General features: G+C 64.2%; 25 protein-coding genes. 15 read left to right on the top strand and 10 right to left on the bottom strand.

Annotation, left to right across the window (positions count from 1 at the left end; genetic code table 11):
- Positions 1-19: 19 nt before the first annotated feature.
- Positions 20-295 carry a GrxA family glutaredoxin gene (locus IOC61_RS01285; RefSeq protein ID WP_195687086.1) on the bottom strand — a complete coding sequence of 92 codons (276 nt, stop codon included), beginning with the start codon at positions 293-295 and terminating at the stop codon, positions 20-22.
- Between the two features lie 169 nt (positions 296-464).
- Entirely contained in the window at positions 465-1,286 is an 822-nt protein-coding gene (locus IOC61_RS01280; RefSeq protein WP_195687085.1) for an inositol monophosphatase family protein, read from the bottom strand.
- Between the two features lie 152 nt (positions 1,287-1,438).
- Between IOC61_RS01280 and hybE the strand changes: the two genes are divergently transcribed.
- Positions 1,439-1,897, top strand: coding sequence for a [NiFe]-hydrogenase assembly chaperone HybE (hybE, locus tag IOC61_RS01275; RefSeq protein ID WP_195687084.1), 459 nt, complete (start codon positions 1,439-1,441; stop codon positions 1,895-1,897).
- 131 nt (positions 1,898-2,028) lie between these two features.
- Positions 2,029-2,796, top strand: a complete 768-nt coding sequence (locus IOC61_RS01270) for a 3-hydroxybutyrate dehydrogenase (RefSeq protein ID WP_195687083.1) — start codon at positions 2,029-2,031, stop codon at positions 2,794-2,796.
- Positions 2,797-2,821: 25 nt separating this feature from the next.
- Here IOC61_RS01270 and IOC61_RS01265 read toward each other — a convergent pair whose 3' ends face one another.
- Both IOC61_RS01265 and IOC61_RS01260 read right to left on the bottom strand, forming a co-directional pair.
- Entirely contained in the window at positions 2,822-3,361 is a 540-nt protein-coding gene (locus tag IOC61_RS01265; protein ID WP_195687082.1) for a response regulator transcription factor, read from the bottom strand.
- Between the two features lie 28 nt (positions 3,362-3,389).
- Positions 3,390-4,670 (bottom strand): ATP-binding protein, encoded by a 1,281-nt coding sequence (locus tag IOC61_RS01260; RefSeq protein WP_195687081.1) that lies wholly within the window; start codon positions 4,668-4,670, stop codon positions 3,390-3,392.
- A gap of 168 nt (positions 4,671-4,838) precedes the next feature.
- On the opposite strand from IOC61_RS01260, the gene IOC61_RS01255 reads away from it, so the two are divergent.
- Positions 4,839-6,428: a peptide chain release factor 3 gene (locus IOC61_RS01255; protein ID WP_195687080.1), complete on the top strand. Its 1,590-nt coding sequence runs from the start codon at positions 4,839-4,841 to the stop codon at positions 6,426-6,428.
- A gap of 139 nt (positions 6,429-6,567) precedes the next feature.
- On the opposite strand, the gene IOC61_RS01250 is transcribed toward IOC61_RS01255, so the two are convergent.
- Positions 6,568-6,888: a hypothetical protein gene (locus IOC61_RS01250; protein WP_195687079.1), complete on the bottom strand. Its 321-nt coding sequence runs from the start codon at positions 6,886-6,888 to the stop codon at positions 6,568-6,570.
- A 369-nt stretch (positions 6,889-7,257) separates the two neighbouring features.
- Here IOC61_RS01250 and IOC61_RS01245 point away from each other — a divergent pair, with 369 nt between their 5' ends.
- Positions 7,258-8,016, top strand: a complete 759-nt coding sequence (locus IOC61_RS01245) for a TatD family hydrolase (RefSeq protein ID WP_195687078.1) — start codon at positions 7,258-7,260, stop codon at positions 8,014-8,016.
- On the opposite strand, the gene IOC61_RS01240 is transcribed toward IOC61_RS01245, so the two are convergent.
- Positions 8,011-9,045 (bottom strand): YgfZ/GcvT domain-containing protein, encoded by a 1,035-nt coding sequence (locus IOC61_RS01240; protein WP_195687077.1) that lies wholly within the window; start codon positions 9,043-9,045, stop codon positions 8,011-8,013. The genes IOC61_RS01245 and IOC61_RS01240 overlap by 6 nt on opposite strands.
- A gap of 140 nt (positions 9,046-9,185) precedes the next feature.
- On the opposite strand from IOC61_RS01240, the gene IOC61_RS01235 reads away from it, so the two are divergent.
- From IOC61_RS01235 to IOC61_RS01210, 6 genes are all read left to right on the top strand, one after another.
- Positions 9,186-9,383: a hypothetical protein gene (locus tag IOC61_RS01235; protein ID WP_195687076.1), complete on the top strand. Its 198-nt coding sequence runs from the start codon at positions 9,186-9,188 to the stop codon at positions 9,381-9,383.
- Between the two features lie 16 nt (positions 9,384-9,399).
- On the top strand, positions 9,400-9,816 hold the full coding sequence (locus IOC61_RS01230; RefSeq protein WP_195687075.1) for an OsmC family protein: 417 nt from the start codon (positions 9,400-9,402) through the stop codon (positions 9,814-9,816).
- Positions 9,817-9,873: 57 nt separating this feature from the next.
- Positions 9,874-11,895 (top strand): excinuclease ABC subunit UvrB, encoded by a 2,022-nt coding sequence (gene uvrB, locus IOC61_RS01225; RefSeq protein WP_195687074.1) that lies wholly within the window; start codon positions 9,874-9,876, stop codon positions 11,893-11,895.
- Between the two features lie 214 nt (positions 11,896-12,109).
- Positions 12,110-13,615, top strand: coding sequence for a fumarate hydratase (locus tag IOC61_RS01220; protein ID WP_195687073.1), 1,506 nt, complete (start codon positions 12,110-12,112; stop codon positions 13,613-13,615).
- A gap of 163 nt (positions 13,616-13,778) precedes the next feature.
- Positions 13,779-15,197: a cardiolipin synthase gene (cls, locus tag IOC61_RS01215; RefSeq protein ID WP_195687072.1), complete on the top strand. Its 1,419-nt coding sequence runs from the start codon at positions 13,779-13,781 to the stop codon at positions 15,195-15,197.
- A gap of 65 nt (positions 15,198-15,262) precedes the next feature.
- On the top strand, positions 15,263-16,180 hold the full coding sequence (locus tag IOC61_RS01210; RefSeq protein WP_195687071.1) for a LysR substrate-binding domain-containing protein: 918 nt from the start codon (positions 15,263-15,265) through the stop codon (positions 16,178-16,180).
- 45 nt (positions 16,181-16,225) lie between these two features.
- Here the strand turns inward: IOC61_RS01210 and IOC61_RS01205 are convergent, their stop codons facing one another.
- On the bottom strand, positions 16,226-17,320 hold the full coding sequence (locus IOC61_RS01205) for a bifunctional nicotinamide-nucleotide adenylyltransferase/Nudix hydroxylase (RefSeq protein ID WP_195687070.1): 1,095 nt from the start codon (positions 17,318-17,320) through the stop codon (positions 16,226-16,228).
- Positions 17,321-17,455: 135 nt separating this feature from the next.
- Here IOC61_RS01205 and IOC61_RS01200 point away from each other — a divergent pair, with 135 nt between their 5' ends.
- Entirely contained in the window at positions 17,456-18,466 is a 1,011-nt protein-coding gene (locus tag IOC61_RS01200) for a YihY/virulence factor BrkB family protein (protein ID WP_195687069.1), read from the top strand.
- A 120-nt stretch (positions 18,467-18,586) separates the two neighbouring features.
- Positions 18,587-18,859, top strand: coding sequence for an acylphosphatase (locus IOC61_RS01195; RefSeq protein ID WP_195687068.1), 273 nt, complete (start codon positions 18,587-18,589; stop codon positions 18,857-18,859).
- 16 nt (positions 18,860-18,875) lie between these two features.
- On the opposite strand, the gene IOC61_RS01190 is transcribed toward IOC61_RS01195, so the two are convergent.
- Genes IOC61_RS01190 through IOC61_RS01180 form a run of 3 tightly spaced genes read right to left on the bottom strand, consistent with a single transcriptional unit; the run spans position 18,876 to position 21,765 of the window.
- Positions 18,876-19,817 (bottom strand): nucleoside hydrolase, encoded by a 942-nt coding sequence (locus IOC61_RS01190; RefSeq protein ID WP_195687067.1) that lies wholly within the window; start codon positions 19,815-19,817, stop codon positions 18,876-18,878.
- A gap of 14 nt (positions 19,818-19,831) precedes the next feature.
- Positions 19,832-20,824 carry a ribokinase gene (locus IOC61_RS01185; protein WP_195687066.1) on the bottom strand — a complete coding sequence of 331 codons (993 nt, stop codon included), beginning with the start codon at positions 20,822-20,824 and terminating at the stop codon, positions 19,832-19,834.
- A 2-nt stretch (positions 20,825-20,826) separates the two neighbouring features.
- Positions 20,827-21,765, bottom strand: coding sequence for a D-2-hydroxyacid dehydrogenase (locus IOC61_RS01180; RefSeq protein ID WP_195687065.1), 939 nt, complete (start codon positions 21,763-21,765; stop codon positions 20,827-20,829).
- Positions 21,766-21,938: 173 nt separating this feature from the next.
- On the opposite strand from IOC61_RS01180, the gene IOC61_RS01175 reads away from it, so the two are divergent.
- The 3 genes from IOC61_RS01175 to IOC61_RS01165 form a co-directional block, all read left to right on the top strand.
- Positions 21,939-22,178, top strand: a complete 240-nt coding sequence (locus tag IOC61_RS01175) for an FmdB family zinc ribbon protein (RefSeq protein WP_195687064.1) — start codon at positions 21,939-21,941, stop codon at positions 22,176-22,178.
- 101 nt (positions 22,179-22,279) lie between these two features.
- On the top strand, positions 22,280-24,061 hold the full coding sequence (aspS, locus tag IOC61_RS01170; protein WP_195687063.1) for an aspartate--tRNA ligase: 1,782 nt from the start codon (positions 22,280-22,282) through the stop codon (positions 24,059-24,061).
- A 75-nt stretch (positions 24,062-24,136) separates the two neighbouring features.
- On the top strand, positions 24,137-24,689 hold a 553-nt coding region (locus IOC61_RS01165), incomplete at its 3' end, for a YebC/PmpR family DNA-binding transcriptional regulator (protein ID WP_195687062.1).

The raw sequence follows: 24,689 nt of genomic DNA, 5'->3' as shown, positions 1-24,689 counted from the left end.
CAGCCGCCGTTGCCCTGGTTCAGTGGGTGGCGGTGGCAGTCAGCAGTCCGCCCTCACGCACGTATTGATCGAATTCGGAGAAGCCGCCGATGGGTGTGTCATCGAGGAACACCTGAGGCACGGTATGTACGGTCTGGCCCACCTTGACGCTGAGATCCGCCTTGGTCAGTCCTTCGGAGGGCATATCGACATAGCGATAGCCGTCTATGGCATCGCGCGCCTCGAGACGCTGGGCCAGATCCTTGGCGAAGACGCAGAAGGGGCAGCCTGGGCGGCCATAGATGGTCACGAACATCGAAACTCCTCGGCGCTATCAGCGCGAACATGAATGGAACGGGTCACCATTGTCGACGATCGGTGCGCCCCTGGCCAATAGGCACCGGCAAGTCGAGCCATTGAGAGCGGCTATAGGGGTATTGAAGTTGGTCATGGCAAAAGAGCCGTACCTTGTTTATGACCCCTATTCATGGCCCGTTAAGTTCACCGGCATCGGCACGCCGTAGCAGATCGCCCAGCTCGGCGTGGATGCCGGGGCTCGAGGCGAGCAGGTTCTCGCCATACAGGGCTTCCGGGATGCCCTCGGGGCAGGGGTAGAGATGACCGACCCGGGCACCCGCTTCCCTGGCGATCAACCAGCCCGCCGCGAAGTCCCAGGGCGAGACGCTCTCGTAGTAGGCATCCAGCCGACCGCAGGCCACATCGCATAGATCGAGTGCCGCCGAGCCATTGCGACGCACATCCTGGCACTGCTCCAGTACGGCGGCCAGCCGGCGCATCAGCGGTGGCCGGCTATCACGCCGATAGGGAAAGCCGGTGGCAACCAGGCTGCGGCTCAACTCCCTGCGGCGGCTGGCGTGGATCGGTCGAGCGTTGCACCAGGCTCCCTCGCCGTGAATGGCGGTGAAGGTCTCGCCCAGGAAGGGAGCATGCACAACACCGACACGAAGCACACCATCCTCCAGCCAGGCGATGGAAACGGCCACATGGGCAAGTCCGTGGGCGAAGTTGACGGTGCCATCGATGGGGTCGACGACCCATAGCGCCCCCTCGGCCGCCAGTTCGCTGCGCTTGGGAGAGAGCTCCTCGCTGAGGCGGGCCTCCCCGGGGAAGGTGGATTCCAGGCGATCCCGGATATGGCGATCCACCGCCACATCGATATCGGTCACCAGCTCCTCGCCAGCCTTGTATGACTGGCTGAAATCCCGGTCATGACGTGCCTTCTGGATCATCTCGCCCGCCTCCCTGGCGATCTCCAGGGCGTGCTGCAGGCGCTCGTTGTCGGTCATGGTGGATTACCTCGGCTTGAGTGGGTCGCTATCGTGGGTGGCTATCGGGATGACGTTAGCCTAGCAATTCCATCGACCCTGCGCCGACGCCTGGTTGGGCCCGATGGACCCCTGCGCCTATACTGGCGCCGATTATCGACATGGAGAGCCTCATGCATGCCCTGACGCCCGAACAGTATCAGCGCCTGCGGCGACTCGCCGAGGCCTGGACCGCCACTCATCTGCGCGAGTCGAAGTCACTGCCCCAGTTCAACCCCCTGCTGGCCGCGGATGCCCTCTGCTTCCAGTGCTATCGTCTCCCCGAGCATGGCGAGCAGCTGGTCGGGGCCCTGGTCACGCCGGTCTCGCTATGGCTGGTGATGCTGCCTGACCGAGCGGATGCCCCTCGACCCGAGGTGGGTGAGCGCTGCATGCTGACATTGCCCTCGGGTCGCTATCCCATGGAGGCGGTCGCGTTGGGCGATGAGGTCGTCTGTTGGCGCCTGGTGCTGCTCGATGACCTGACCGATGTGGCCTCGCGTCAGGACGCCAGCCGCCTCGCCCAGCGGTTGATGGAGCGTGTCATGACCCGCGAGGCAGCGGCATCTTCACCGCCCGAGCCGCAGGAGTGACGGCACAGGACGACTGGAGCTGGCGCGGCCTGCCTAGATCCCCTTATGCTGATGGTTCTTGTGCTGATGGCTCCTGAAGAGCCGCTAACCTCAACCCCAACCCCCTACATCGTTCGAGCAAGGAGTTGCCCATGTCTGCGTCCGTCACCCCCCGCGTCGCTCTCGTCACCGGTACCAGTAGCGGTATCGGTGAGGCGGTGGTTCGTCATTTCTGCCGCCTGGGCCACCAGGTACTGGCGGTGGACTTCAACCCCGCGGGTCGAGAGGTGGCCGAAGAGGCGGGCGCCAGCTTCTTCCAGGCAGACCTGACCGATGGGGATGCCTGTCGGGCCGCCGTTGCCGAGGCGATCAAGCGCTTCGGCCGCGTCGATGTCCTGGTCAACAATGCCGGCGTTCAGCACGTCTCGCCGATCGAGGAGTTCCCCGAAGCGAAGTGGCGTCAGATCATCGACCTGATGCTGACGGCCCCCTTCCTGTTGAGCCAGGCCGTCTGGCCCTCCATGCGCGAGAATGGCTGGGGGCGCATCGTCAATATCGCCTCGGTACACGCCCAGGTGGCATCGCCGGGCAAGTCGGCCTATATCAGCGCCAAGCACGGCATGATCGGCCTGACCAAGACCGCCGCCCTGGAGGGGGGGAACCAGGGGATTACTGCCAACGCCATCTGTCCCGCCTATGTGAAGACCCCGCTGGTCGACAATCAGATCGCCGACCAGGCGAAGCTGCACGGGATGCAGGAGCAGGAGGTGATCGAACAGATCATGCTCAAGAATGCCGCCGTCAAACGACTGATCGAGCCCGCCGAGGTGGCCGAGCTGGTGGCCTACCTGGCGTCCGACTCGGCCGGTGCCGTGACCGGTGCCAGCTGGAATATCGATCTGGGATGGACGGCTCAATAACCGGGCTTCGCCCGGAGCTGGAAGCTTATCGGCGCACCGGCCGCTTCTGCAGCTTTCGCTGCAGGGTGCGTCGATGCATGCCCAGGGCCCGGGCGGTGGCGGAGATATTGCCGTCGTGCTCCTGGAGTACCTTCTGGATATGCTCCCAGGCGATGCGGTTGATGGAAGGGGGCTGGTCGGCCACCTCGATCTGCGGGTCGCCATCATCCTTCTCGAAGGCGGCCAGCACCTCGTCGGCATCGGCCGGCTTGCACAGGTAGTTGACCGCCCCCAGCTTGATCGCCTCCACGGCCGTGGCAATGCTGGAGTAGCCCGTGAGGATCACGATGCGGCACTCCGGCACCACTTCCAGCAGTTCCGGAAGCAGCTTGAGTCCGGACTCGTGCTCCAGCTTGAGATCCAGCGTGGTCAGGGCGGGGCGGTGCTGTCGCGCCAGGGAGAGGGCCTCCTGGGCGTCTCGGGCAACCACCACCTCGTAACCGCGGCGGGTCATGGCGCGGTCAAGCACATGGCAGAACATCTCGTCATCGTCGATGATCAGCAGGCGTTGGGGCGTCTCTTGCATGGGGTTCTCGCTCGGATGGTAGGTGAATTCATTCGGTGCCTGCCGCGCGTGGCAGCACGACCTCGGTCAGGGTGCCACCCTCCGGGTGATTATAGAGGCTGACACCGCCGCCGAAACGGTTGATGGTGGCGTGGGTCAGGAACAGGCCGATGCCCATTCCCTTGCTCTTGGTGGAGACAAAGGTCTCACCCAGCTGGTCGGCGATGGAGAGGGCGACCCCGGGGCCGTGATCGCGAATGTCGACGATCACCTCATCGTCATCCCAGTCGAGGCTGACCGCAATATCGTCGGGGTTGGCATCGGCGGCGTTGTTGAGCAGGTTGATCAGTGCCTGCTCGAGGGTCGTATCGACGGCCAGCATGGGGCGGCTGCGGTGCTCCGCCACGCTCATCTGGTGGCTGACGTCGGGGCGCAGCACCAGCCAGCGCTGGACCACGCCACCCAGCCACACTTCGGCGTCGGTAATCTGCGGCTTGCCCATGCGACGTCGGTCGGCACTCTCCACGAGCTGCTGGAGTCGTGACTTGCAGGTATCCACCTGCTGGCGCAGCAGCTCGATATCCTGCTGCAGTCTGGGGTGGTCGTCGGCCTCCGCCTCCTCTCGCATTTCGGAAAGCAGGACCGCCATGGTAGAGAGAGGCGTGCCCAGCTCATGGGCGGTGCCGGCGGCCTGAGTGGCCACGGCGATCACCTGTTCATTGCGCAGCGCGGCCTCACGAGTGCGAGACAGCGCCTGCTCCCTGCGGCGCAACGCATGGGCCATCCGGTAGATGAAGAAAGTCACCAGTCCCGCCGACAGGGCGAAGTTGAGCCACATGCCCAGCACATGCAGATTCAACTCCCCACTGGAGCCGTGTCCCCCTCCAAGCTGCGGGACGGGATGATAGAAGGCCAGCAGGGCGCTGTAGCCCAGCATCGAGGTGGCGGCGATGATCCAGGCACAGCGCCAGGGCAGGGTGGCGGCGGCGATGGTGACCGGCACCAGGTAGTAGGTGATGAAGGGATTGCTGGCGCCGCCGGTGAAGTAGAACAGCAGCGTCAGCCCGCCAACATCGGCCAGCAGGTGGAGCAGGTATTCACCGTCGGTAACATCGCGATGACGCCCCAGGCGCCACCAGGTCGCCAGGTTGATCAATGCCATCACCAGTATCACGCTGATCACCGCGGTGACCTCGAGCTCGAAGCCGAGCACCTCGACACCGAAGATGATGGCCGCCAGAAACCCCGTCCAGGTGATGCCGCGCACGATGGTCAGGCGTACCAGGTTGCGGTTGGGCGTGGAGAGTGGAAGTGGCTGGGTGGCTGGCATGTTGGCTCCTTGAGAACCCGGCCATGATAGCGCGGCCGAGTCGATGAGGGGTGCGCTCGGCCTACATTTCACCCTGGCGAGGGCGTAGAATAGGCGCCAAACTCCTCTCTCGACCCGGCATGACCACTCGTCAGGCCTGGGGCGAGTACAAATTGGCGACCTCAACGCATGTCAGACCAGAAACAGGCCCATGAGACCGGGCTTCGACGCACCTTTGCCATCATCTCGCACCCGGATGCGGGCAAGACCACCATCACCGAGAAGATGCTGCTGTTTGGAAATGCCATCCAGATGGCTGGCTCGGTGAAGAGCAAGCGCAACGACCGTCACGCGACCTCCGACTGGATGAAGATGGAGCAGGAGCGTGGCATCTCGGTGACCACCTCGGTGATGCAGTTCCCCTATGGGGGGCGCATCGTCAACCTGCTCGACACGCCAGGCCACGAGGACTTTTCCGAGGACACCTACCGCACCCTGACCGCGGTGGATTCGGCGCTGATGGTGATCGATGGCGCCAAGGGTGTCGAGGCTCGCACCATCAAGCTGATGGAGGTGTGTCGCCTGCGTACCACGCCGATTCTCACCTTCATCAACAAGATGGACCGCGATATTCGCGACCCCATCGAGGTGATGGACGAGGTCGAGACGGTGCTCAACATCCAGTGTGCGCCGATGACCTGGCCCATCGGCATGGGCCGCCACTTCAAGGGGGTCTACCACCTCTACAACGATACGATCCATCTCTACACCCAGGGCCAGGGCAACCGCATTCCCGACGACAAGCGCATCGAGGGGCTCGACAACCCCGAGGTGGATGAGCTGCTCGGCGAGGAGCAGGCCGAGGAGTTGCGCATGGAGGTGGAGCTGGTGCGCGGCGCCTCCCATGAGTTCGATCTGGAGGCCTATCGCCGCGGCGAACTGTCGCCGGTGTACTTCGGTACCGCCATGGGGAACTTCGGCGTACGCGAGATGCTCGATGGCTTCGTCGAATATGCGCCGCCTCCCCAGCCCCGTGAAACCGACGCGCGCATCGTGGAGGCCGAGGACGACCGCTTTACCGGTTTCGTGTTCAAGATTCAGGCCAACATGGATCCCAAGCACCGCGACCGTATCGCCTTCCTGCGCGTCTGTTCGGGGAAGTACGAGAAGAACATGAAGATGCGCCATGTTCGCATCGGCAAGGACGTCAAGATTGCCGATGCGCTGACCTTCATGGCCTCGGATCGCGCCCAGGTGGAGGAGGCCTGGCCGGGTGACATCATTGGCCTGCACAACCACGGCACCATCCAGATCGGTGATACCTTCACCCAGGGTGAGGATATGCGTTTCACCGGCATTCCTCATTTCGCCCCGGAGCTGTTCAAGCGTGTCCAGCTGAAGGACCCGCTGAAGATGAAGGCGCTGCAGAAGGGCCTGCAGCAGCTCTCCGAAGAGGGGGCGACCCAGGTATTCATGCCGATGGCCAACAACGATCTGATCCTCGGCGCCGTGGGTACCCTGCAGTTCGATGTGGTCGCCCATCGCCTCAAGGAGGAGTACAAGGTCGACTGCGTCTACGAAGGGGTGAATGTCAATACCGCGCGCTGGGTCTACTGTAACGATGCGAAGAAGCTCGAGGAGTTCAAGCGCAAGGCCGGTGCCAATCTGGCCATCGACGGCGGCGGTTACCTGACCTATATCGCCCCCACGCGGGTCAATCTGCAGATGACCCAGGAGCGCTGGCCCGAGATCCGCTTCCAGGCGACCCGGGAGCACTGACAGGGGAGCACTAACAGGTAAGGTGAGTCCGCCAGGAAAGCTGAGTCCGCGGCCATGAACGACAACGCCGACCCAAGACGGGTCGGCGTTGTTGGCTGGAAGACCAGTCGTATGAAAGGTCAATCAGGGTCAGTGCAGGTCAGTCTTCCGGATCGTTGGCGGAGTCCACACCGCTGTTAGGAGCGGTTGTACCTTCCGGCAACACCTTGGAGTCGTTGCCGGTGCCGTCTTCGGGGTCGTTGGCGGAATCCACGCCACTATCCGGGGTAACTTCATCCTCCGATAGCTTCATGGAGTCTGTGCCGCTGGCGGTGCCATCGCCGGCGTCGTTAGCCGAATCCACCCCGCTGTGAGGAGCCATCTCGTCCATGTCCCCCTTTTGATGATCGGCAGCAAGTGCGGTACCTGAACATAGAGCAAGGAACATCATGAGTGCAGTGGTATGTACGATATGCTTCATGCCGTTTCTCCATCTAGGTATGTTGCGTTCCATGCATCTCATATCGAGATGGTGTACACCCCTTAATACGAGAAGATGCATGTTGTGCGGCCTTGTCGACAGCAGTCATCTCGAGCTTTCTATGAGACTGAAGCTTGACCTCAAGCAGTTCCGCAGACCTCCTTCTATTTATCGCCTCATGTCCAACGTAGTACGTTTAAAGGGCTTTTCCCACCCATCTATGTGAGTAAAAGGTGATGAAATGTATCCATTCAGTTTTCATTGCCCCGGGTTGGACCTGTGTCGAGGCGAGGCAGCGGCGCCTGGCCATTCGACACAGGATGAATCGCCCAAACGGAGTCACCAGAGATACTGGAACAGGCACCTGCTATGCTGATCGACGCTCACTGCCATCTCGATTTCCCCGCCTTCGACGCCGACCGCGACGCCGTGTTCGAGCGGGCGAGGTCCGCGGGGGTGGGGCATTTCGTGGTCCCCGGCACCACCCGGGCACGCTGGGACGCGGTGCTGGCGCTGGGCGGGCGTGACGATGTCAGCGTCTGCCTGGGGTTGCATCCCTACTTTATGGAATCTCACCGTGACGCGGACCTCGATGCCCTGGCCCAGGCGTTGGATGACAACCCTCAGGTGGTGGCGATAGGGGAGTGCGGCATCGACGCCCGTTTCACCGAGACTCTCGAGGCCCAGTGGAAGCTGTTCGATGCTCAGCTCAGGCTGGCCAAGGCGAGGAAGCTGCCGGTGGTGATCCACTGCGTGCAGGCAAACGACAAGGTAGCCAAGCGGCTTCGCCAGCTGGCGCCTCCAGTCGGTGGGCTGATCCATGCCTTCGCCGGCTCCCCCGAACAGGCGAGCCGATTCCTCGAGCTGGGGTTCGTTGTCGGGCTGGGGGGAGCGGTCACCTTCGAACGGGCCAGGCGTCTGCACCGGGCGGTCAGGTCGCTTCCCGATGACGGCTATGTGCTGGAGACCGACAGCCCCGATATGCCCCTGGCCGGCCATCAGGGGCAGCGTAACGAGCCGGCCGCCGTCGATCAGGTCTGTCGTGCGGTGGCGGCGCTGCGCAGCCAGTCGCCGGAGTGCGTGGCGTCGAACAGCACCGCCAATGCCCGCCGCCTGTTTGGGTTATAGGGTGGCCAGGGTTTCCGGATCCAGGCGTTCGACGGGGTAAGGGAGCTTCAGCAGCTTCAGCTTCTGTCCCGCCACACTCAGCGGTCCCATGTCCTCCTTGGTGCTCATCACCACCAGCACCTCGGCCTGGTCGTAGGCGTCACGCTCCGCCGCGAGCACCTCGCCCACCGACTTCTCGCGGCTATCCACTACCGGGCTGCCGATCTCGGGCAAAACCGCTCCCTCGAGCTGGCCGCGCATCGTCCGGCGCTTGACCTGCCCGCGGAAGTGGGCACGCGCCACCACTTCCTGCCCGGTGTAGCAGCCCTTCTTGAAGCTGATGCCGCCCAGCGCCTCCCAGTTGATCATCTGGGGCAGCAGGGCGTCGCGATGCTGGGCGGTCAACCAGGCCAGGCCCGCCTGGATGTCGTGCAGGCACCAGACCGCATTGCCCACCGGCGTGGCCTGGTCGACCAGCCGGCGCCAGATATCGGCGGCGCGATCCGCGGGCAGGAGAGCCAGTAGCCTTTGGCGGGGGCCTGGATGCGCCAGCAGCTGAGTCTCGGCATCGCCGGCCTGGTGCCAGTGGGACGGTGGGGCAACCCCCAGGCGTACCTCGGCCAGCGCGCCGGCCTCCTGGCCGATAAGTCCGATCAGGGCGAGGTCCTGCCGCGTGGCCAGCTCAACCTTGTAGAAGACGGCGAACTTGCGCAGATGCTCCGCCAGGGAGTCGACCAGGTCACGATGCATTATCAGCCGGTAGTGCTCTTCTGCCACGCGCAGCAACTGGGCGTTGGCCAGCATGCGCCCCTTGGGGGTACAGAACATGGTCAGTGGCGCGAAGTGGCCGTCGACCAGGGTGAGCTGAGTGCTCGCCTGGCCCTGCAGGAACTTCTCGGCGTCGGCGCCCTTCACGTCGAGCACACCGAACTGCACGAGCGGTGTCACCACCGTGCCATCCAGGGCCTGGCGTGCGGGGTCCTGTGTGTCGAAGCTGATTCGGTCGTCGGTGAGCGACTCTGCGCCCAACTCGGAAATCCAGTCGTGCATGCGGGCCTCATCGTGTCAGGGGAATATCGGTATACACCAATACATGTGGGCGGGGGGGCGACATTGCAACCGCTGCTGGCCGGGGTGGCTCATGCTAGAATCTCCGCATTATTCACGCCAGGCAATCCGGGAGTCATGTCATGGCCCATCAATCGCTGAGCTTCGAGGGCGTCACCGACGCCGATCAGGTCAACCGCATCACTACCGCACTGATGATGCTCGACGGCGTCGAAAGCGCGGAAGTTGGACGTCACGGCGCCGAGGTGGAGGGTCGTGCCCGGCGCGAGGCGCTGATCAAGGCGGTAGAAGCACTCGGGCTTCCCATCCAGGTCAAGTAAGCAGGGAGCAGCGTGCATGAAGAAGACCATTGAGATTCAGAGCGTACGCAACCATATCTTTCGACAGCGGGTAGAACTCGATGGCTTCGAGGAGCTGTTCGTCGATGTGCCGCGAGCCTTCGGTGGCGAGGGGAGCGCCCCCGACCCCCATGACTACTTCGACCTGTCACTGGGAGCCTGCAAGGCGATCACCTCACTGATGTACGCCCGCCGCAAGGGGTGGTCCCTGGAGGGGATCAGCGTCAAGGTGCATCGTGATGACAGCGAGGAGCGCCACGGCACCTACCGGCTCGATGTCGAGATGCAGTTTCATGGCATCAGCGATCCCGAGCAGGTCGCTCGACTCGAGGAGATCAGCCACAAGTGCCCCATCCATCGGCTGATGACCAGCTCCACGGTGGAAGTGAGCACCCGCGCCGTGACCCAGGCCTGATCCCGGGTCACCCCCGAGCGCCGGCTGCGTAATGCGCCGAACCAACCCGGAGAGACCATGAGCAAGCCCTTTCGCCTCGCCTCGAAGTTTCAGCCCGCCGGCGACCAGCCGTCGGCCATCGATGCTCTGGTGGGTGGCCTGGAGGCAGGGCTGGCCCATCAGACCCTGCTTGGGGTCACGGGCTCCGGCAAGACCTTCACCATGGCCAATGTCGTCGAGCGCCTGCAGCGCCCGACCATCGTCATGGCGCCCAACAAGACCCTGGCGGCCCAGCTCTATGGCGAATTCAAGGCGTTCTTTCCGGACAACGCCGTGGAGTACTTCGTCTCCTATTACGACTACTATCAGCCCGAGGCCTATGTGCCCTCCTCGGATACCTTCATCGAGAAGGATGCCTCGATCAACGACCATATCGAGCAGATGCGGCTCTCCGCCACCAAGGCCCTGCTCGAGCGTCGCGATGCGCTGATCGTGGTCTCGGTATCGGCCATCTACGGCCTTGGCGACCCCGATCAGTATCTCAAGATGCGCCTGCACTTCACGCGAGGCGAGCTGATCGATCAGCGCAAGTTCCTGCGTCGTCTGGCCGAACTGCAGTACACCCGCAACGACCTCGACTTCAAGCGCGGCACCTATCGGGTGCGCGGCGATGTCATCGATATTTTCCCGGCGGACGCCGAGGATGAGGCGGTGCGCGTCGAGCTGTTCGACGACGAGATCGATTCGATCCGGCTCTTCGATCCCTTGACCGGCGAGGTGCGCGCCCAGCTGCCGCGCATGACCATCTATCCCAAGTCCCACTATGTGACGCCCAGAGAAACCATTCTGGGGGCCATCGACCGGATCAAGGCCGAGCTCGCCGAGCGTCTCGAGTGGCTGAGACAGCATGAGCGGCTGGTGGAGGCCCAGCGCCTGGAGCAGCGTACCCTGTACGATATCGAGATGATGCTGGAGCTCGGCTACTGCAATGGCATCGAGAACTACTCCCGTTACCTCTCGGGCCGCAACCCCGGGGAGCCGCCGCCCACCTTCTTCGACTATCTGCCCGATGACTCCTTGCTGCTTATCGACGAGAGTCACGTCAGCGTTCCCCAGGTCGGGGGCATGTACAAGGGCGACCGCTCGCGCAAGGAGACCCTGGTGGAGTACGGCTTTCGCCTGCCCTCCGCCCTCGATAACCGCCCCATGAAGTTCGAGGAGTGGGAGGCGATCTGCCCCCAGACCATCTTCGTGTCGGCGACGCCGGGCCCCTACGAGGCCGAGCATGCCGGCAGCGTCGTGGAGCAGGTGGTGCGCCCCACCGGCCTGCTTGACCCCGAACTGGAGGTGCGGCCGGCCACCACCCAGGTGGATGACCTGCTGTCCGAGATCCAGCTGCGTGCCGCCGCCGGCGAGAGAGTGCTGGTCACGACCCTGACCAAGCGCATGGCCGAGGATCTCACCGAGTATCTGGATGAGCATGGAGTGCGAGTGCGTTACCTGCACTCGGACATCGATACCGTGGAGCGGGTGGAGATCATACGCGACCTGCGCCTGGGCAAGTTCGACGTGCTGGTCGGTATCAACCTGTTGCGGGAGGGCCTGGATATTCCGGAGGTTTCCCTGGTGGCCATCCTGGATGCCGACAAGGAGGGCTTCCTGCGTAACGAGCGGTCGCTGATCCAGACCATCGGGCGGGCGGCCCGCAACGCCAATGGTCGCGCCATTCTCTACGCCGACCGGGTGACCGACTCCATGCGTCGTGCCATGGAGGAGACGGAGCGGCGGCGTGCCAAGCAGATCGCCTTCAACGAGGAGCACGGCATCACGCCCCAGACGGTGACCCGCTCGGTGGCGGATATTCTCGAGGCGGCCCAGACCCCCGGCAAGAAGGGCAAGGGGCGTCGCGGTGAGCGCAAGGTTGCCGAGCCGGCCGCCGTCTATGATCCCGCCGAGCTCTCGCCCCAGGAGTTGCTGCGGGAACTGACCCGAGTGGAGGACGCGATGTTCGAGGCCGCCCAGAACCTCGAGTTCGAGGAGGCCGCGCGCCTGCGCGACCGGCTGAATGATCTCAAGGAGCGTCAGCTGGCGCTTGGCTAGGGAGCCAGGCGATGGACCAGGTGACCGTCAGTGATGATACCGGGAGTAGCTTATACCGTTATCTTGCATGGCATCACAGCCTATTCAGCTCTTCGGTGGCAACAATGTCGACAGGCCGCAGGGTAGGGTATAATGCCCGCGTTTCAGCCCGCTTACCGGCAGTGGAATATCGCCAGGATGCGGGCATGCCGACAAGCCGAGGAGCTCCTTGCCCATGACCGTGATTCGTCAGGATGACCTGATCCAGAGCGTTGCCGATGCGCTGCAGTATATCTCCTACTACCACCCCAAGGATTTCATCGATGCCATGGCACAGGCCTATGAGCGCGAGGAGAACCCTGCGGCCAAGGATGCCATCGCCCAGATCCTGATCAACTCGCGCATGTGCGCCATGGGGCACCGTCCTATCTGTCAGGACACCGGCATCGTCACCGTCTTCCTGCATGTGGGCATGAACATTCGCTGGGAAGCCGAGATGAGCCTCGATGACATGGTCAATGAGGGCGTCCGTCGCGCCTACCAGCTCCCCGATAACGTGCTGCGTGCCTCGGTGCTGGCCGATCCCGACGGCGCCCGCCGCAATACCGGCGACAACACGCCGGCGATCATCCACCACAAGATTGTCCCCGGCGACAGCGTCGAGGTGCATGTGGCCGCCAAGGGCGGGGGTAGCGAAGCGAAGTCCAAGTTCGCCATGCTCAACCCGTCCGACAGCGTGGTCGACTGGGTCATGGAGCAGCTGCCCAAGATGGGGGCAGGGTGGTGCCCCCCGGGAATGCTCGGCATCGGCATCGGCGGCACCGCGGAGAAGGCGATGGAGATTGCCAAGGAGGCGCTTCTCGACCCCATCGATATCCAGGAGTTGCAGTCTCGCGGTGCCACCAACCGTGCCGAGGAGCTGCGCCTTGAACTGTTCGATCGCGTCAACCGGAGTGGCATCGGCGCCCAGGGGCTCGGCGGCCTGACCACGGTGCTGGACATCAAGGTCAAGGATTACCCCACCCACGCGGCCAACAAGCCGGTGGCCATCATTCCCAACTGTGCCGCCACTCGCCACGCCCACTTCACCCTGGATGGCAGCGGTCCGGCCTCACTGCCGGCGCCGAAGCTCGAGGACTGGCCCGAGGTCACGCGGGAGGCAGGGGATAACGTCAAGCGCGTCGACCTCGACAACATCACGCCGGAAGAGGTGCAGACCTGGCAGCCGGGTGACACCCTGCTGCTCAACGGCAAGCTGCTCACCGGTCGCGACGCCGCACACAAGCGCATGGTCGACATGATCGCCAAGGGTGAGCCACTGCCCGTCGACATGAAGGGGCGCTTCATCTACTACGTGGGACCGGTGGACCCGGTTGGCGACGAGGTGGTGGGGCCGGCCGGCCCCACCACCGCCACCCGCATGGACAAGTTCACCCGCACCATGCTCGAGGAGACCGGCCTGATGGGCATGGTCGGCAAGGCCGAACGCGGTGAAGCCGCCATCGAGGCCATCCGCGACAACAAGGCGGTCTACCTGATGGCAGTGGGGGGCTCCGCCTACCTGGTGGCCCAGGCGATCAAGAAGGCTCGCGTGGTGGGCTTCGAGGACCTTGGCATGGAGGCCATCTATGAGTTCGAGGTGGAGGACATGCCGGTGACCGTCGCGGTCGACAGCCAGGGCACCTCGGTCCACCAGACGGGTCCCGCCAAGTGGAAGGAGATCATCGCCGAGCGCGCCTGAGGCCTGCCGGTGATCCTGGCGGCCCTGCCTCTTGGCGGGGCCGCCGTCGTTTGGGTATGCTGACTCCCCAACAAGGTGTTGCGGGAATCTCCCTCGCGAAGGCGTGGGCTCGCGCCATCACGGCCGGCGCAGCCGGTGACGAGAGTTTCTGCAGGGAGAGTTCATGACGTCCTGGCTGTTAGGGCTGGTAATCTTCACCTTTTACATGGCAGGTATCGTCTCGGCGATACTCGCGCTGCTCTCCAGTCGCACCTCCCAGGGCGCCATCGCCTGGATCCTCTCGTTGATCACGCTTCCCTACCTGGCGGTACCCGCCTACTGGATCTTCGGACAGCCGCGCTTCTACGGTTATGTCACCGCCCGGGGACAGCGCGACAGCGTGTTGCGCCGTGTGCTGGCACGCTACCGTTCGCATGTCGCCCCCTACCTGACCGATAACTCAGACCCCGATGTGCGTGCCGTGGAACAGCTGGCCCAGATGCCCATGACCAGTGGCAATCGGGCCGAGCTTCTGGTCGATGGTCAGGCGACGTTCGACAGCCTGTTCGCCGGTATCGACAGGGCCGAGGAGTATGTGCTGGTGCAGTTCTTCATCGTGCGCAACGATGCCCTGGGCCTGCAACTCAAGGAGTGCCTGCAGCGCGCCGTGGAGCGTGGCGTACGGGCCTACTTCCTGTACGACAAGATAGGCAGCCACAAGCTGAACGAGGGCTATCTGCGTGATCTCGCCGAGGCGGGGATCGAGGTCTACGCCTTTCGCTCATCGCGTGGCCTGCGTCATCGCTTCCAGATCAATTTCCGCAACCATCGCAAGGTCGTGGTGGTGGATGGGAAGGAGGGCTGGGTCGGCGGCTTCAATGTCGGCATCGAATACCTGGGGCAGCATCCACGTCACGGCCCATGGCGTGACACCCATCTCAAGCTTACCGGCCCCAGCGTGCTGGGACTGCAGGAGGCGTTCTGGGAGGATTGGCACTGGGCGACCGGTGAGCTGATCAACCTCTCCTGGATACCGACCACCATCTGCGAGGAGTGCCATGATGTGGTGATCGTGCCCTCGGGGCCGGCGGATACGCAAGATACCGCCAGCCTGCTGGTCCAGCATGCCATCCACAGCGCCCGAGAACGCTTCTGGGTCACCAGTCCCTACTTCGTGCCCGACCAGAGCGTGCAGGATGCACTGCGCCTGGCGGCCATGCGCGGTGTGGACGTGCGAATCATGATCCCCGAGCGCCCCGACCATCTGCTGGTGTTCCTTTCCGCCTTCTCCTTTCTGCCCGATATGTTGCGCGCCGGCGTCAGGGTCTATCGCTACCAGCCCGGCTTCCTGCACCAGAAGGTGATGCTGATCGACCAGGCGGCGGCCAGCGTCGGCACGGTTAACCTCGACAACCGCTCCTTCCGTCTCAACTTCGAGATCACGGCCTTCCTTCCGGATCGCCAGTTTGCCGCGCAGGTTGAGCAGATGCTCGAGGTGGATTTCAGTCACTGCCGCGAGATCAGCGTCGAGGAGGTCACATCGCGGCCGTTATGGCGCAAGCTGATGTCCAGGGCCGCCTACCTGATGGCGCCAATTCAGTGATATATTAATTACTTGCGGTGATCGGCGAGTCCGGTCGTTACCCTCATCATGAATCGGGAGTCACGGTGAACCTCGAGACCAAATGGCTAGAGGACTTCGTTGCCCTGGCTAACACACGCAGCTTTTCCGCCTCGGCCCGCCAGCGTCATGTGACTCAGCCCGCCTTCAGTCGCCGTATTCGCTCCCTGGAGCAGGCTGTCGGGGCCACGCTGGTCGACCGTTCCACCACGCCGGTCGGGCTGACCCCTGAAGGGCAGCTATTCCTGATCACGGCGCGCAACCTGGTCGAGCAGCTCAACGAGAGCCTGGGGCATCTGCGGGGCCTGGCCATGGCCAACGAAGCACTGGACATCGTTGCCGCCCACTCCCTCGCATTGAGCTTCTTTCCGCCCTGGATCTCGCGTCTGCAGCAGGGCATCGGCGAGCTTCCCACGCGACTGGTGGCCATGAACGTGGGGGAGGCCATCCATGTGCTGCGCGAAGGCAACTGTGATCTGATGCTGGCCTATCACGACTCCCACGCCACCATGCAGCTGGACTCCGAGGTGTTTCCCTCGTTTTCCATCGGGCAGGTCAAGATGGCACCGGTGTGTCTACCGGACGAGGAGGGTGAGCCGCGTTTCCCCCTGCAAGCCGAGGAGCCGATTCCCTACCTCTCCTATACCCGAGCCGCCTTCCTGGGGCGCAGCGTACGCATGCTGCTCAAGAACGACCCCCTGCGACTGCGGCTGCGCACCGTCTATGAGACCGCCATGGCGGAAGGGCTCAAGGGCATGGTGATGCAGGGCATGGGGCTGGCCTGGATTCCCGACTTCTGCATCCGCGAAGAGCTAAGAGATGGCCGGCTGGTCCGGGCCGGCGACGAGAAGTGGGACATCCCGCTGGAGATACGTCTCTATCGCTGCTCCCTGGTACACAAGCCCGGCGTCGAGAAGCTCTGGAAGCAGATGCAGAAACTGCCGCGCGACTTTCTTCAGGGCTGACTAAAACAGGGATCGATCTACAACAGGGTTCGACTCTTTCACGACTCACGGCATGCCGAAATCGGCGGGCAGGCCCAGGAAGTCCTGAATGATAAAGAAGTGATCCTCGAACAGGCTCTCCGGATCGAGATCGGCCAGCGCCACCCAGCGTGCATGATCGCCACCCTGCACCGGCTTGAGACGAGGCAGCTGCTGTTCGGGGCGCAGGGCGAAGTAGAAGGCCTCGGCCAGTGTTCGCCCCCGCCAGCTGCGATGCGGCTCGTCGAACAGGCGCTGGCCCCGCAACGAGCCCTTGAGCACCGGTTCCGGCACCTTGAGGCGCACCCGCTCGCGTAGCTCCCGCAGGCACGCATCCAGCAGCCGCTCGTGAGGGTTGATGAAGCCCCCCGGCAGGGCGTAAAGCCCCTTGCCGGGCGCCGATGTGCGCCTGACCAGCAGCACATGCCCCGACTGCACGACCACCGCGTTGACGGTAACGAAGATGGGCGGGTAGGGCGCCTGGGCCCAGGCGCTGCGATATTGATCGAGCAGTACCTGCTCCTCGATCAGCTGACGGTAGTCATTGCCGGCGCAGAAGGCGTGGAGGGTGTCGATGACGCCGGGTGGCAGGTCGTGGAAGGCCCCGGTACTGAGGTAGTCGCCGGCCGACGGGCTGGAGTGGAATAGCCGTTCGCGGATCTGGCTGGCGGAGATCCCCTCCACCAGCGGCACGCTCACCGACTCCCATTGAGGAAACAGCGCCAGGTAATAACTGGACTGGCCGCGGCTGGCCCCGATCAGCCCGATACGCGGCAGGCGCGCTCCCTGGGGGCTGGCAATATCACGCACCTTGCGTTGTACATCACGCACCCAGACATCATTGTTGTAGAGGGCGTCGAGCAGTGGCACCACGGCCAGCCGCTCATTCTCCTCGACATCGAAGGCACTGCGCAGCATGGCGCTGCGCTCGTCGAAGCGCCACGGATTGCGAAGCGAGCGCGCCTGCCAGGCCGACCCCACCATCACGATCACCTGCCTGGCACGCTTCAGGGCCTCATGAATGACCGCGAGATGCCCCAGATGGGGCGGCTGGAAGCGGCCGATAAAGACCAGGCAGTCGAAATCGGGGCTATCGGAAATGGCGTCCGTGCAAGGGGTCATGGCAGGCCTGTGATGGAGTGACCCAGCCATTATGTTAGCCACCCCGATGGCTTGCAATGTACCGGGAGCGGACGAGACGCCCGGGGCGGGGTTCGGCTATCCTGTGACTACATCACAGCGAAGCAAGGAAGTTCGATGTTTGAAGCGAAAGAGCTGTCGCTCGCCCGGCTCAAGACCGAGGTGATCTTCTGGTGGCGAGTGACGCGAGGGGCGGTCCAGCTATGGCTTGAACGCAACGCGTTCAGCTACGCGGGTTCGCTGGCCTTCTACACGCTATTTTCCCTGGCGCCCACCATCATCATCGCGGTCACCGTGATCGGCCTGGTGCTTGGCGAGGAGGCGGCCCATGGCCAGGTGGTGGCTCAGCTACAGGGCACCATGGGGCATGATACCGCCGCGGCCATCGAGGCTGCCGTCGCCCAGTCGCGCATCGAGGAGTCGGGGCTGCTGCCCAGCCTGCTGGGGGTAGGGGCCCTGCTGGTGGGTGCCACCACCGTGTTCGCCCAGATGCAGTTCTCGCTGAATACCATCTGGGGAGTGACCGCACGCCCCAGCGCCAACAGCGCCCTGGTGTTTATCAAGAATCGTCTGCTGTCGCTGACCGTGGTGCTCTCCATCGGCTTCATCCTGCTGGTGTCGCTGGTACTTGGCGTCATGCTGCGCGCTACCCTGCAGGCCGCCGACACGCTGCTGCCCTATGTGGGAGCGCTGACCACCGGGGCCGAATTCCTGGTCTCGCTGGTGATCATTTCGCTGCTGTTCGCGACCATCTTCAAGGTGCTTCCCGATGTAGTGCTGAGCTGGCGAGACGTCATGGTAGGAGCCGTGGTCACGGCACTGCTGTTTGCGGTAGGCCGGTCGATGATCGCCCTCTATCTCTCTCACACGGCCACCGCCTCCACCTACGGAGCGGCAGGGTCGGTGGTGATGATCCTGCTCTGGGTGTATTATTCTTCTCTAATACTTTTGTTCGGGGCGGCCTTTACTCGCTGTCACCTAATCGCGAGAGGCAGGCCCCTGGTACCTCGGGTCACCGCCGTGGAGGTCAAGCGCGAACTGCTGGAGAGTGTTCGAGGCGACGCCGAAGGTCCAGCAAGCAAGAGCATGGAAAGCGAAAGCCCGGCGGGAAAGAGCCCGTCGGCCTAGTCAGCCAGCCCCCAGATCGCGACCTGAGCCATTCATCTGGGTCATGACCTCAGCGGCTGGCCGCGATGAGGCCCGGCTGGTAGAAAAGGGCATCATAGATGTATCGACAAGGAGCGCGTCATGGAGACGACCTGCGTAAAGGCCCTGGTGACCGGCAAGGTTCAGGGCGTCTGGTATCGCCGTGCCACCCAGGAGCAGGCGTTGCAGCAGGGCCTGACCGGCCATGCGGTCAATCTGCCCGACGGCCGGGTGGAGGTGCTGCTTTGCGGCCGACCCGAAGCGGTCCGGGAGGTCGGTGAGTGGCTCTGGAGGGGCCCGGAGCATGCCCGGGTTACCCATGTGGAGTTCAATGTTGTCGAGACGCATGCCCCGGATGACTTTCGTACCGGCTAGGCGGGAGATTGACGGCTCAGGCAAGTACCTCGGCGATCCAGTCGCTGACGGCCTGGCCTTCGACCCCGGCGCACACATCCACCAGCGGAGTGCGCGACCAGCGCTCCTCGATAAAGCCACGTCCCTCGGGTGCGAAGAGTGTCTGGCCCTCGGCGGCCCCTTCGGTCACCACCGAGAGGTGGCCCCGTGAGGTGGTGAACAGCTCCGGGCGCAGCAGCCAGGCCAGGGCGCAACTATCGTGGGGGCAGCAGCCGTCGATGCCCAGAGCCGACTGATAGAAGTCGCGATAGAAGGCGTAACTGCCTGCCAGCACCCGGCCGAGTTCGCCCTGGCCGGCCTCGATCCGCGCCATATGGGCCGGAGTCAGCACGCAGCGATGGGTGACATCCAGGCCCACCAGGGTCAACGGCCAGCCAGCGGTAAGCACCCGAGCCGCGGCATCCGGGTCATTGAACATGTTGGCTTCGGCCACGGGGGTCACATTTCCCCCTTCACGGATGGAGCCCCCCATAACGACCACGCCCTTCACCTTGTCGACAAGAGTCGGGTCGAGCTGTAGCGCCGCGGCCAGATTGCCCAGGGGGCCAACGGCGACCAGGGTCACCTCTCCAGGGCGCTCATTCACCGTATCGACGATGAACTGCGCGGCACATCGACTTTCCGCTCGACCGCTTACCGTCGGCAGCGTGATATTGCCCAGGCCGTTGGCGCCATGAATATGGGCGGGAGGGGCATGGCGCGGCTTGATCAGTGGTGCCGCGGCGCCCTGGGCCACGGGAATCTCGCGCCCGGCCAGCTCGGCGAGCAGCAGGGCATTGTGGGTGGCGGTCTCGACATCCACGTTGCCGTAGGTGGTCGTCATGCCAAGCAGGTCGATCTCCGGGTGGCGCAGCGCAATGGCGATGGCCTGGGCATCGTCCACGCCCGGGTCCGTATCAAAGATGATGGAGTGGGTCACATTACTCTCCGGGTTTACGGGGTTTGAGGGTCGACGGGGGCATCGGGGGAGACAGGGGCCTGTTGCAGGGCGCGCTGGACTTCATCGAGGGTGGGGATGCTCTCCGCAGCGCCGGACCGCTGCACCCCGAGGGCCGCGGCGGTAGCGGCATGACGCAGGCAGTCGTCGATCGACCTGCCAGCCTGAAGCGCCGCCAGGTAGTAGCCGATGAAGGTGTCGCCGGCCGCGGTGGTGTCGACGGCCACGACCGGTAGCGCCGGCTGATGTCGGCACATGCCGTGTCGCTGGTGCCAGGCGCCTTCTCCCCCCAGGGTCAGTACTATCTCGGCCTCGGGCAGTCGCTGTGCCAGGGCGTCGAGCAGCGCCTGGGCACGGCTCTCCACGGGGAGCCCGACGAGCAGGGCGGCCTCCGTGCGGTTGACGAAGAGCAGTGAGCACAGATGAAGCGGGAGCCTAGCCACATTGTCATCCATGGGCGCCGGGTTGAAGGCTACCTTCAGCCCATGCTCGACGGCCAGGGGGATCAGCGTCTCGAGGCCGCTGCATTCGTTCTGCAGCAGCAACCAGTCGCCCGGCTGGGTGGTGGCGACGAGTGTGGCCAGCTCCTGCTGGGTGGTGCCATGGTTGGCCCCCGAGAACAGGATGATGGCGTTCTCGCCTCGGTCATCGACCTGGATGATGGCGTGGCCGCTGGGCCCATCGAGCAGCGTCACATGCTCGACGTCGACGCCGGCCCGGGACAGGGCGTCACGAGCCCAGACATCCTGCCGCCCCAGGCGACCCCAGTGGCTGACTGTCCCGGCGGCCCGGGCCATGGCCAGTGACTGGTTGGCGCCCTTGCCACCCAGCCCTACGCTGTAGTCATGGCTCGCCAGTGTCTCCCCCGGTGCCACCAGGTGGGGCACGCGATAGACATGATCGAGGTTGATGGAGCCGAAGTTATAGCAGTGGAACCGAGGGGCGCTGTCGCCCCAGGCCTCGCCTGGTGAGTCGTCGAGCTGCTGCATGATCACTGCCCCCGCTTCCAGTCACTCAGGTTGTTGGCCGTCAGTGTCACCACATTCTGGCGTGCCTCGGGGGTGATCCAGGCATTGTGGGGCGTGACGATCAGGTTGAGCGGTTCATTCAAGGCATCAAGCAGCGGGTGGCCATCACGAGGTGGCTCCTCGGGGAGCACATCGACCGCCAGCCCGCCGAGGCGCCCTTCGCGAAGGGCCGTCAGGGCCGCGACCTCGTCGATGATGCCGCCTCGGGCACAGTTGATCAGCAGGGCGCCGGGCTTGACCCTGGCCAGCAGATCGCCACCCACCAGGTGGTGGGTCGCTTCATTGAGTGGGCAGTGCAGGCTGATGGCGTCGACCTCCGGGGCCAGTTCGGCGAGGCCGGGACGCTGATCCTGAGCCTCGTTGCCAGGCCTGGCGGTGAAGGTCACCCGCATGCCCAGGGCCTCGGCGAGCTGGGCCACGCGCCCCCCCAGCTCCCCCTGCCCGACAATGGCCAGATGCTTCCCTTCGAGCTGCAGGGTGCGATGATCCATCAGGCAGAAGAAGGGGCTCTCGTTCCAGCGACCTGCCGTCACATCGCGCCCGTAGAGCGGCAGGCGATTGGCCAGGGTCAGCAGCAGCATCAGGGTGTGCTGGGCGACGCTGGCGGTGCCGTAACCCGTCACGTTCCTGACCTCTATCCCCAGGCGCCGAGCCGTGGCCATGTCGATATTGTTGGTGCCCGTGGCCAGCACGCAGATCAGTTTCAGGGAGGGCAGCGCCTCAATTGTCGTGGCATCCAGGACCACCTTGTTGACGATGGCGACCTCGGCATCTGCCAGCCTGGTCTGGGCCTCGTGAGTGGTGCTGCGCTGGTGCACCACCAGCTCGTCTACCTGTTCGTGAAGGGGAGCGAGGTCGATATCGGGACCGAGGCTTGCGGCATCGAGAAGGACGGCTTTCATTACAGGTTTCCTCGTTGGATGAGGGGCGCCTTGCCCGCACAGGTATGAGGCGCGCTATAATAGCGCGCTTTGGCAGGCTTGGAAGTCGCCACACTCGGCCCCATATCCATTGGGGTCGGGCCGGGCCCGACCGCGTCCTGAACTGGGTAGTGACGATTTGGAGTGATCAAACCATGCCCATCTACGAATACGAGTGCAAGGCTTGCGGCCATCGCCTCGAAAAGCTTCAGAAGTTGAGCGCCGAGCCGTTGACCGACTGTCCCGCCTGCACGACCTCGGCGCTGATCCGCCTGGTCTCCGCTGCCGGCTTCCGCCTGGCCGGTGACGGTTGGTACGAGACCGACTTCAAGTCCGGCAACAAGAAGAACCTTGCCGATGATGGCGGCGCCTCCTCGGGCGCCACGCCAGACTAGCAGGATGGGGTGGCGGCCCTCGGGCCCGCCACCCCCTAGCGGTTCGACCCCCTAACTCGAACACTATTTGACTTACACCACGCAACAGAACAGGACACGACATGCGCAGCCATTATTGCGGCCAGCTCAACGAGACCCTGGTGGACCAGACGGTCACCCTGTGCGGCTGGGTTCACCGCCGCCGTGACCACGGGGGCGTGATCTTCCTCGACATGCGCGATCGTGATGGTATCGCCCAGGTCGTGGTCGACCCCGACACCGCCGAGGCCTTCGCCAATGCCGACCGCGCCCGCAGCGAGTTCGTGCTGCGCATCCAGGGCCGCGTGAGGCTGCGCCCCGAGGGCACGCAGAACCCCAACATGCCCACCGGCATGATCGAGGTGCTGGCCAAGCAGGTGGAGGTGCTCAATACCGCCGCCACGCCGCCGTTCCAGCTCGACGAGCACGGCAAGGTGGGCGAGGAGGTGCGTCTCAAGCACCGCTATATCGACCTGCGTCGCCCCGAGATGATCGACAAGCTGCGTCTGCGCTCACGCATCTCTCACAGCGTGCGGGCCTACCTCGAGGGGCAGGGCTTCCTCGATATCGAGACCCCGATCCTGACCCGCGCCACCCCCGAGGGTGCCCGTGACTATCTGGTGCCGAGCCGTACCCATGCGGGCAGCTTCTTCGCGCTGCCCCAGTCGCCGCAGCTCTTCAAGCAGCTGCTGATGGTGGCGGGTTTCGATCGCTACTACCAGATCGCCAAGTGCTTCCGCGACGAGGACCTGCGCGCCGACCGTCAGCCGGAGTTCACCCAGATCGACCTCGAGGCCTCCTTCGTGGAGGAAGAGGACATCATGGGCATCACCGAGGCGATGATTCGCCAACTCTTCCAGGACGTGCTCGGCGTGGAGCTTCCCGACTTCCCGCGGATGACCTGGCAGGAGGCGATGAACCGCTACGGCTCCGACAAGCCCGATCTGCGTATTCCGCTCGAGCTTACCGACGTCGACGACCTGATGAAGCAGGTCGACTTCAAGGTCTTCTCCGGCCCGGCCAGTGCCGACGACGGTCGCGTGGCCGCCCTGCGGGTGCCGGGCGGAGCCAAGCTTTCCCGCAAGGAGATCGACGAGTACACCAAGTTCGTCGGCATCTACGGCGCCAAGGGGCTGGCCTGGATCAAGGTCAACGAGCGTGCCAAGGGCCTCGAGGGACTGCAGTCGCCCATCGTCAAGTTCATGGAGAACGTGGTCGAGGAGCTGCTCGAGCGGGTGAGTGCCGAGGATGGCGACATCATCTTCTTCGGTGCCGACAAGACACGCATCGTCAACGAGGCGATCGGCGCGCTGCGGGTCAAGCTGGGTGAGGACCTCGACCTCTATACCCAGGAGTGGTCGCCGCTGTGGGTGGTGGATTTCCCCATGTTCGAGGCCGACGACAATGGCCGCCTGAGCCCGCTGCACCACCCCTTCACCTCACCGGCCTGCAGCCCCGAGGAGCTCAAGGAGAACCCCGCCGGGGCGCTCTCGCGGGCCTATGACATGGTGCTCAACGGCACCGAGCTGGGCGGCGGCTCCATTCGTATCCATGATCAGGCGATGCAGCGCCAGGTCTTCGAGATCCTCGGCATCGGCGAAGAGGAGGCTCGCGAGAAGTTCGGCTTCCTGCTCGACGCCCTCCAGTACGGTGCTCCGCCCCACGGCGGCCTGGCCTTCGGTCTCGACCGGCTGGTGATGCTGATGACCGGCGGACGTACCATCCGCGAGGTGATCGCCTTCCCCAAGACCCAGAGCGCGGCCTGCCTGATGACCGACGCCCCGGGTGAGGTCAGTGGCGACCAGCTCAAGGAGCTCAATATCCGCCTGCGGCAGAAGGCGAGGGCGGAGACCGCCGGCGAGTAACGGCGGCTGCGACCCGAAGTGATCACACCGGCGCCCGAGGGGCGCCGGTGTCATGTTGAAGCTAAGGAGAAGAGCATGGCTGGGCACAGCAAGTGGTCCAACATCAAGCACCGCAAGGCGGCTCAGGACGCCAAGCGCGGCAAGATCTTCAATAAGCTGATTCGTGAACTGACCGTGGCCGCGCGCCAGGGTGGCCCTGACCCGGCGGATAACCCGCGCCTGCGCGCCGCCGTCGACAAGGCGCTCTCCAGCAATATGGCCAAGGACACCGTGCAGCGCGCCATCGATCGTGGCGCGGGCAATATCGACGGCGACGCCATGGAGGAGTGCATCTACGAAGGCTATGGACCGGAGGGGGTGGCGGTGATGGTCGAGTGCCTCACCGATAACCGCAACCGTACCGTCTCCGAGGTGCGACACGCCTTCAACAAGAGTGGTGGCAACCTCGGCACCAGCGGCTCGGTGGCCTTCATGTTTCACAAGCAGGGGCGCCTGGCGCTCCCCGCGGGCCTCTCGGAAGAGGCGGTGATCGAGGCCACCCTGGAGGCCGAGCCCGAGGATATCGTGACCCTGGAGGACGACAGCCTGGAGGTGGTCACCAGCCCCGATGCGTACCATGAGGTCAAGG

Source organism: Halomonas sp. KAO (assembly GCF_015595025.1).
In the GTDB taxonomy this organism is placed as follows: domain Bacteria; phylum Pseudomonadota; class Gammaproteobacteria; order Pseudomonadales; family Halomonadaceae; genus Halomonas.
Note: the sequence above shows the minus strand (reverse complement) of the source record. Positions and strands in the feature narration are given on the sequence as shown.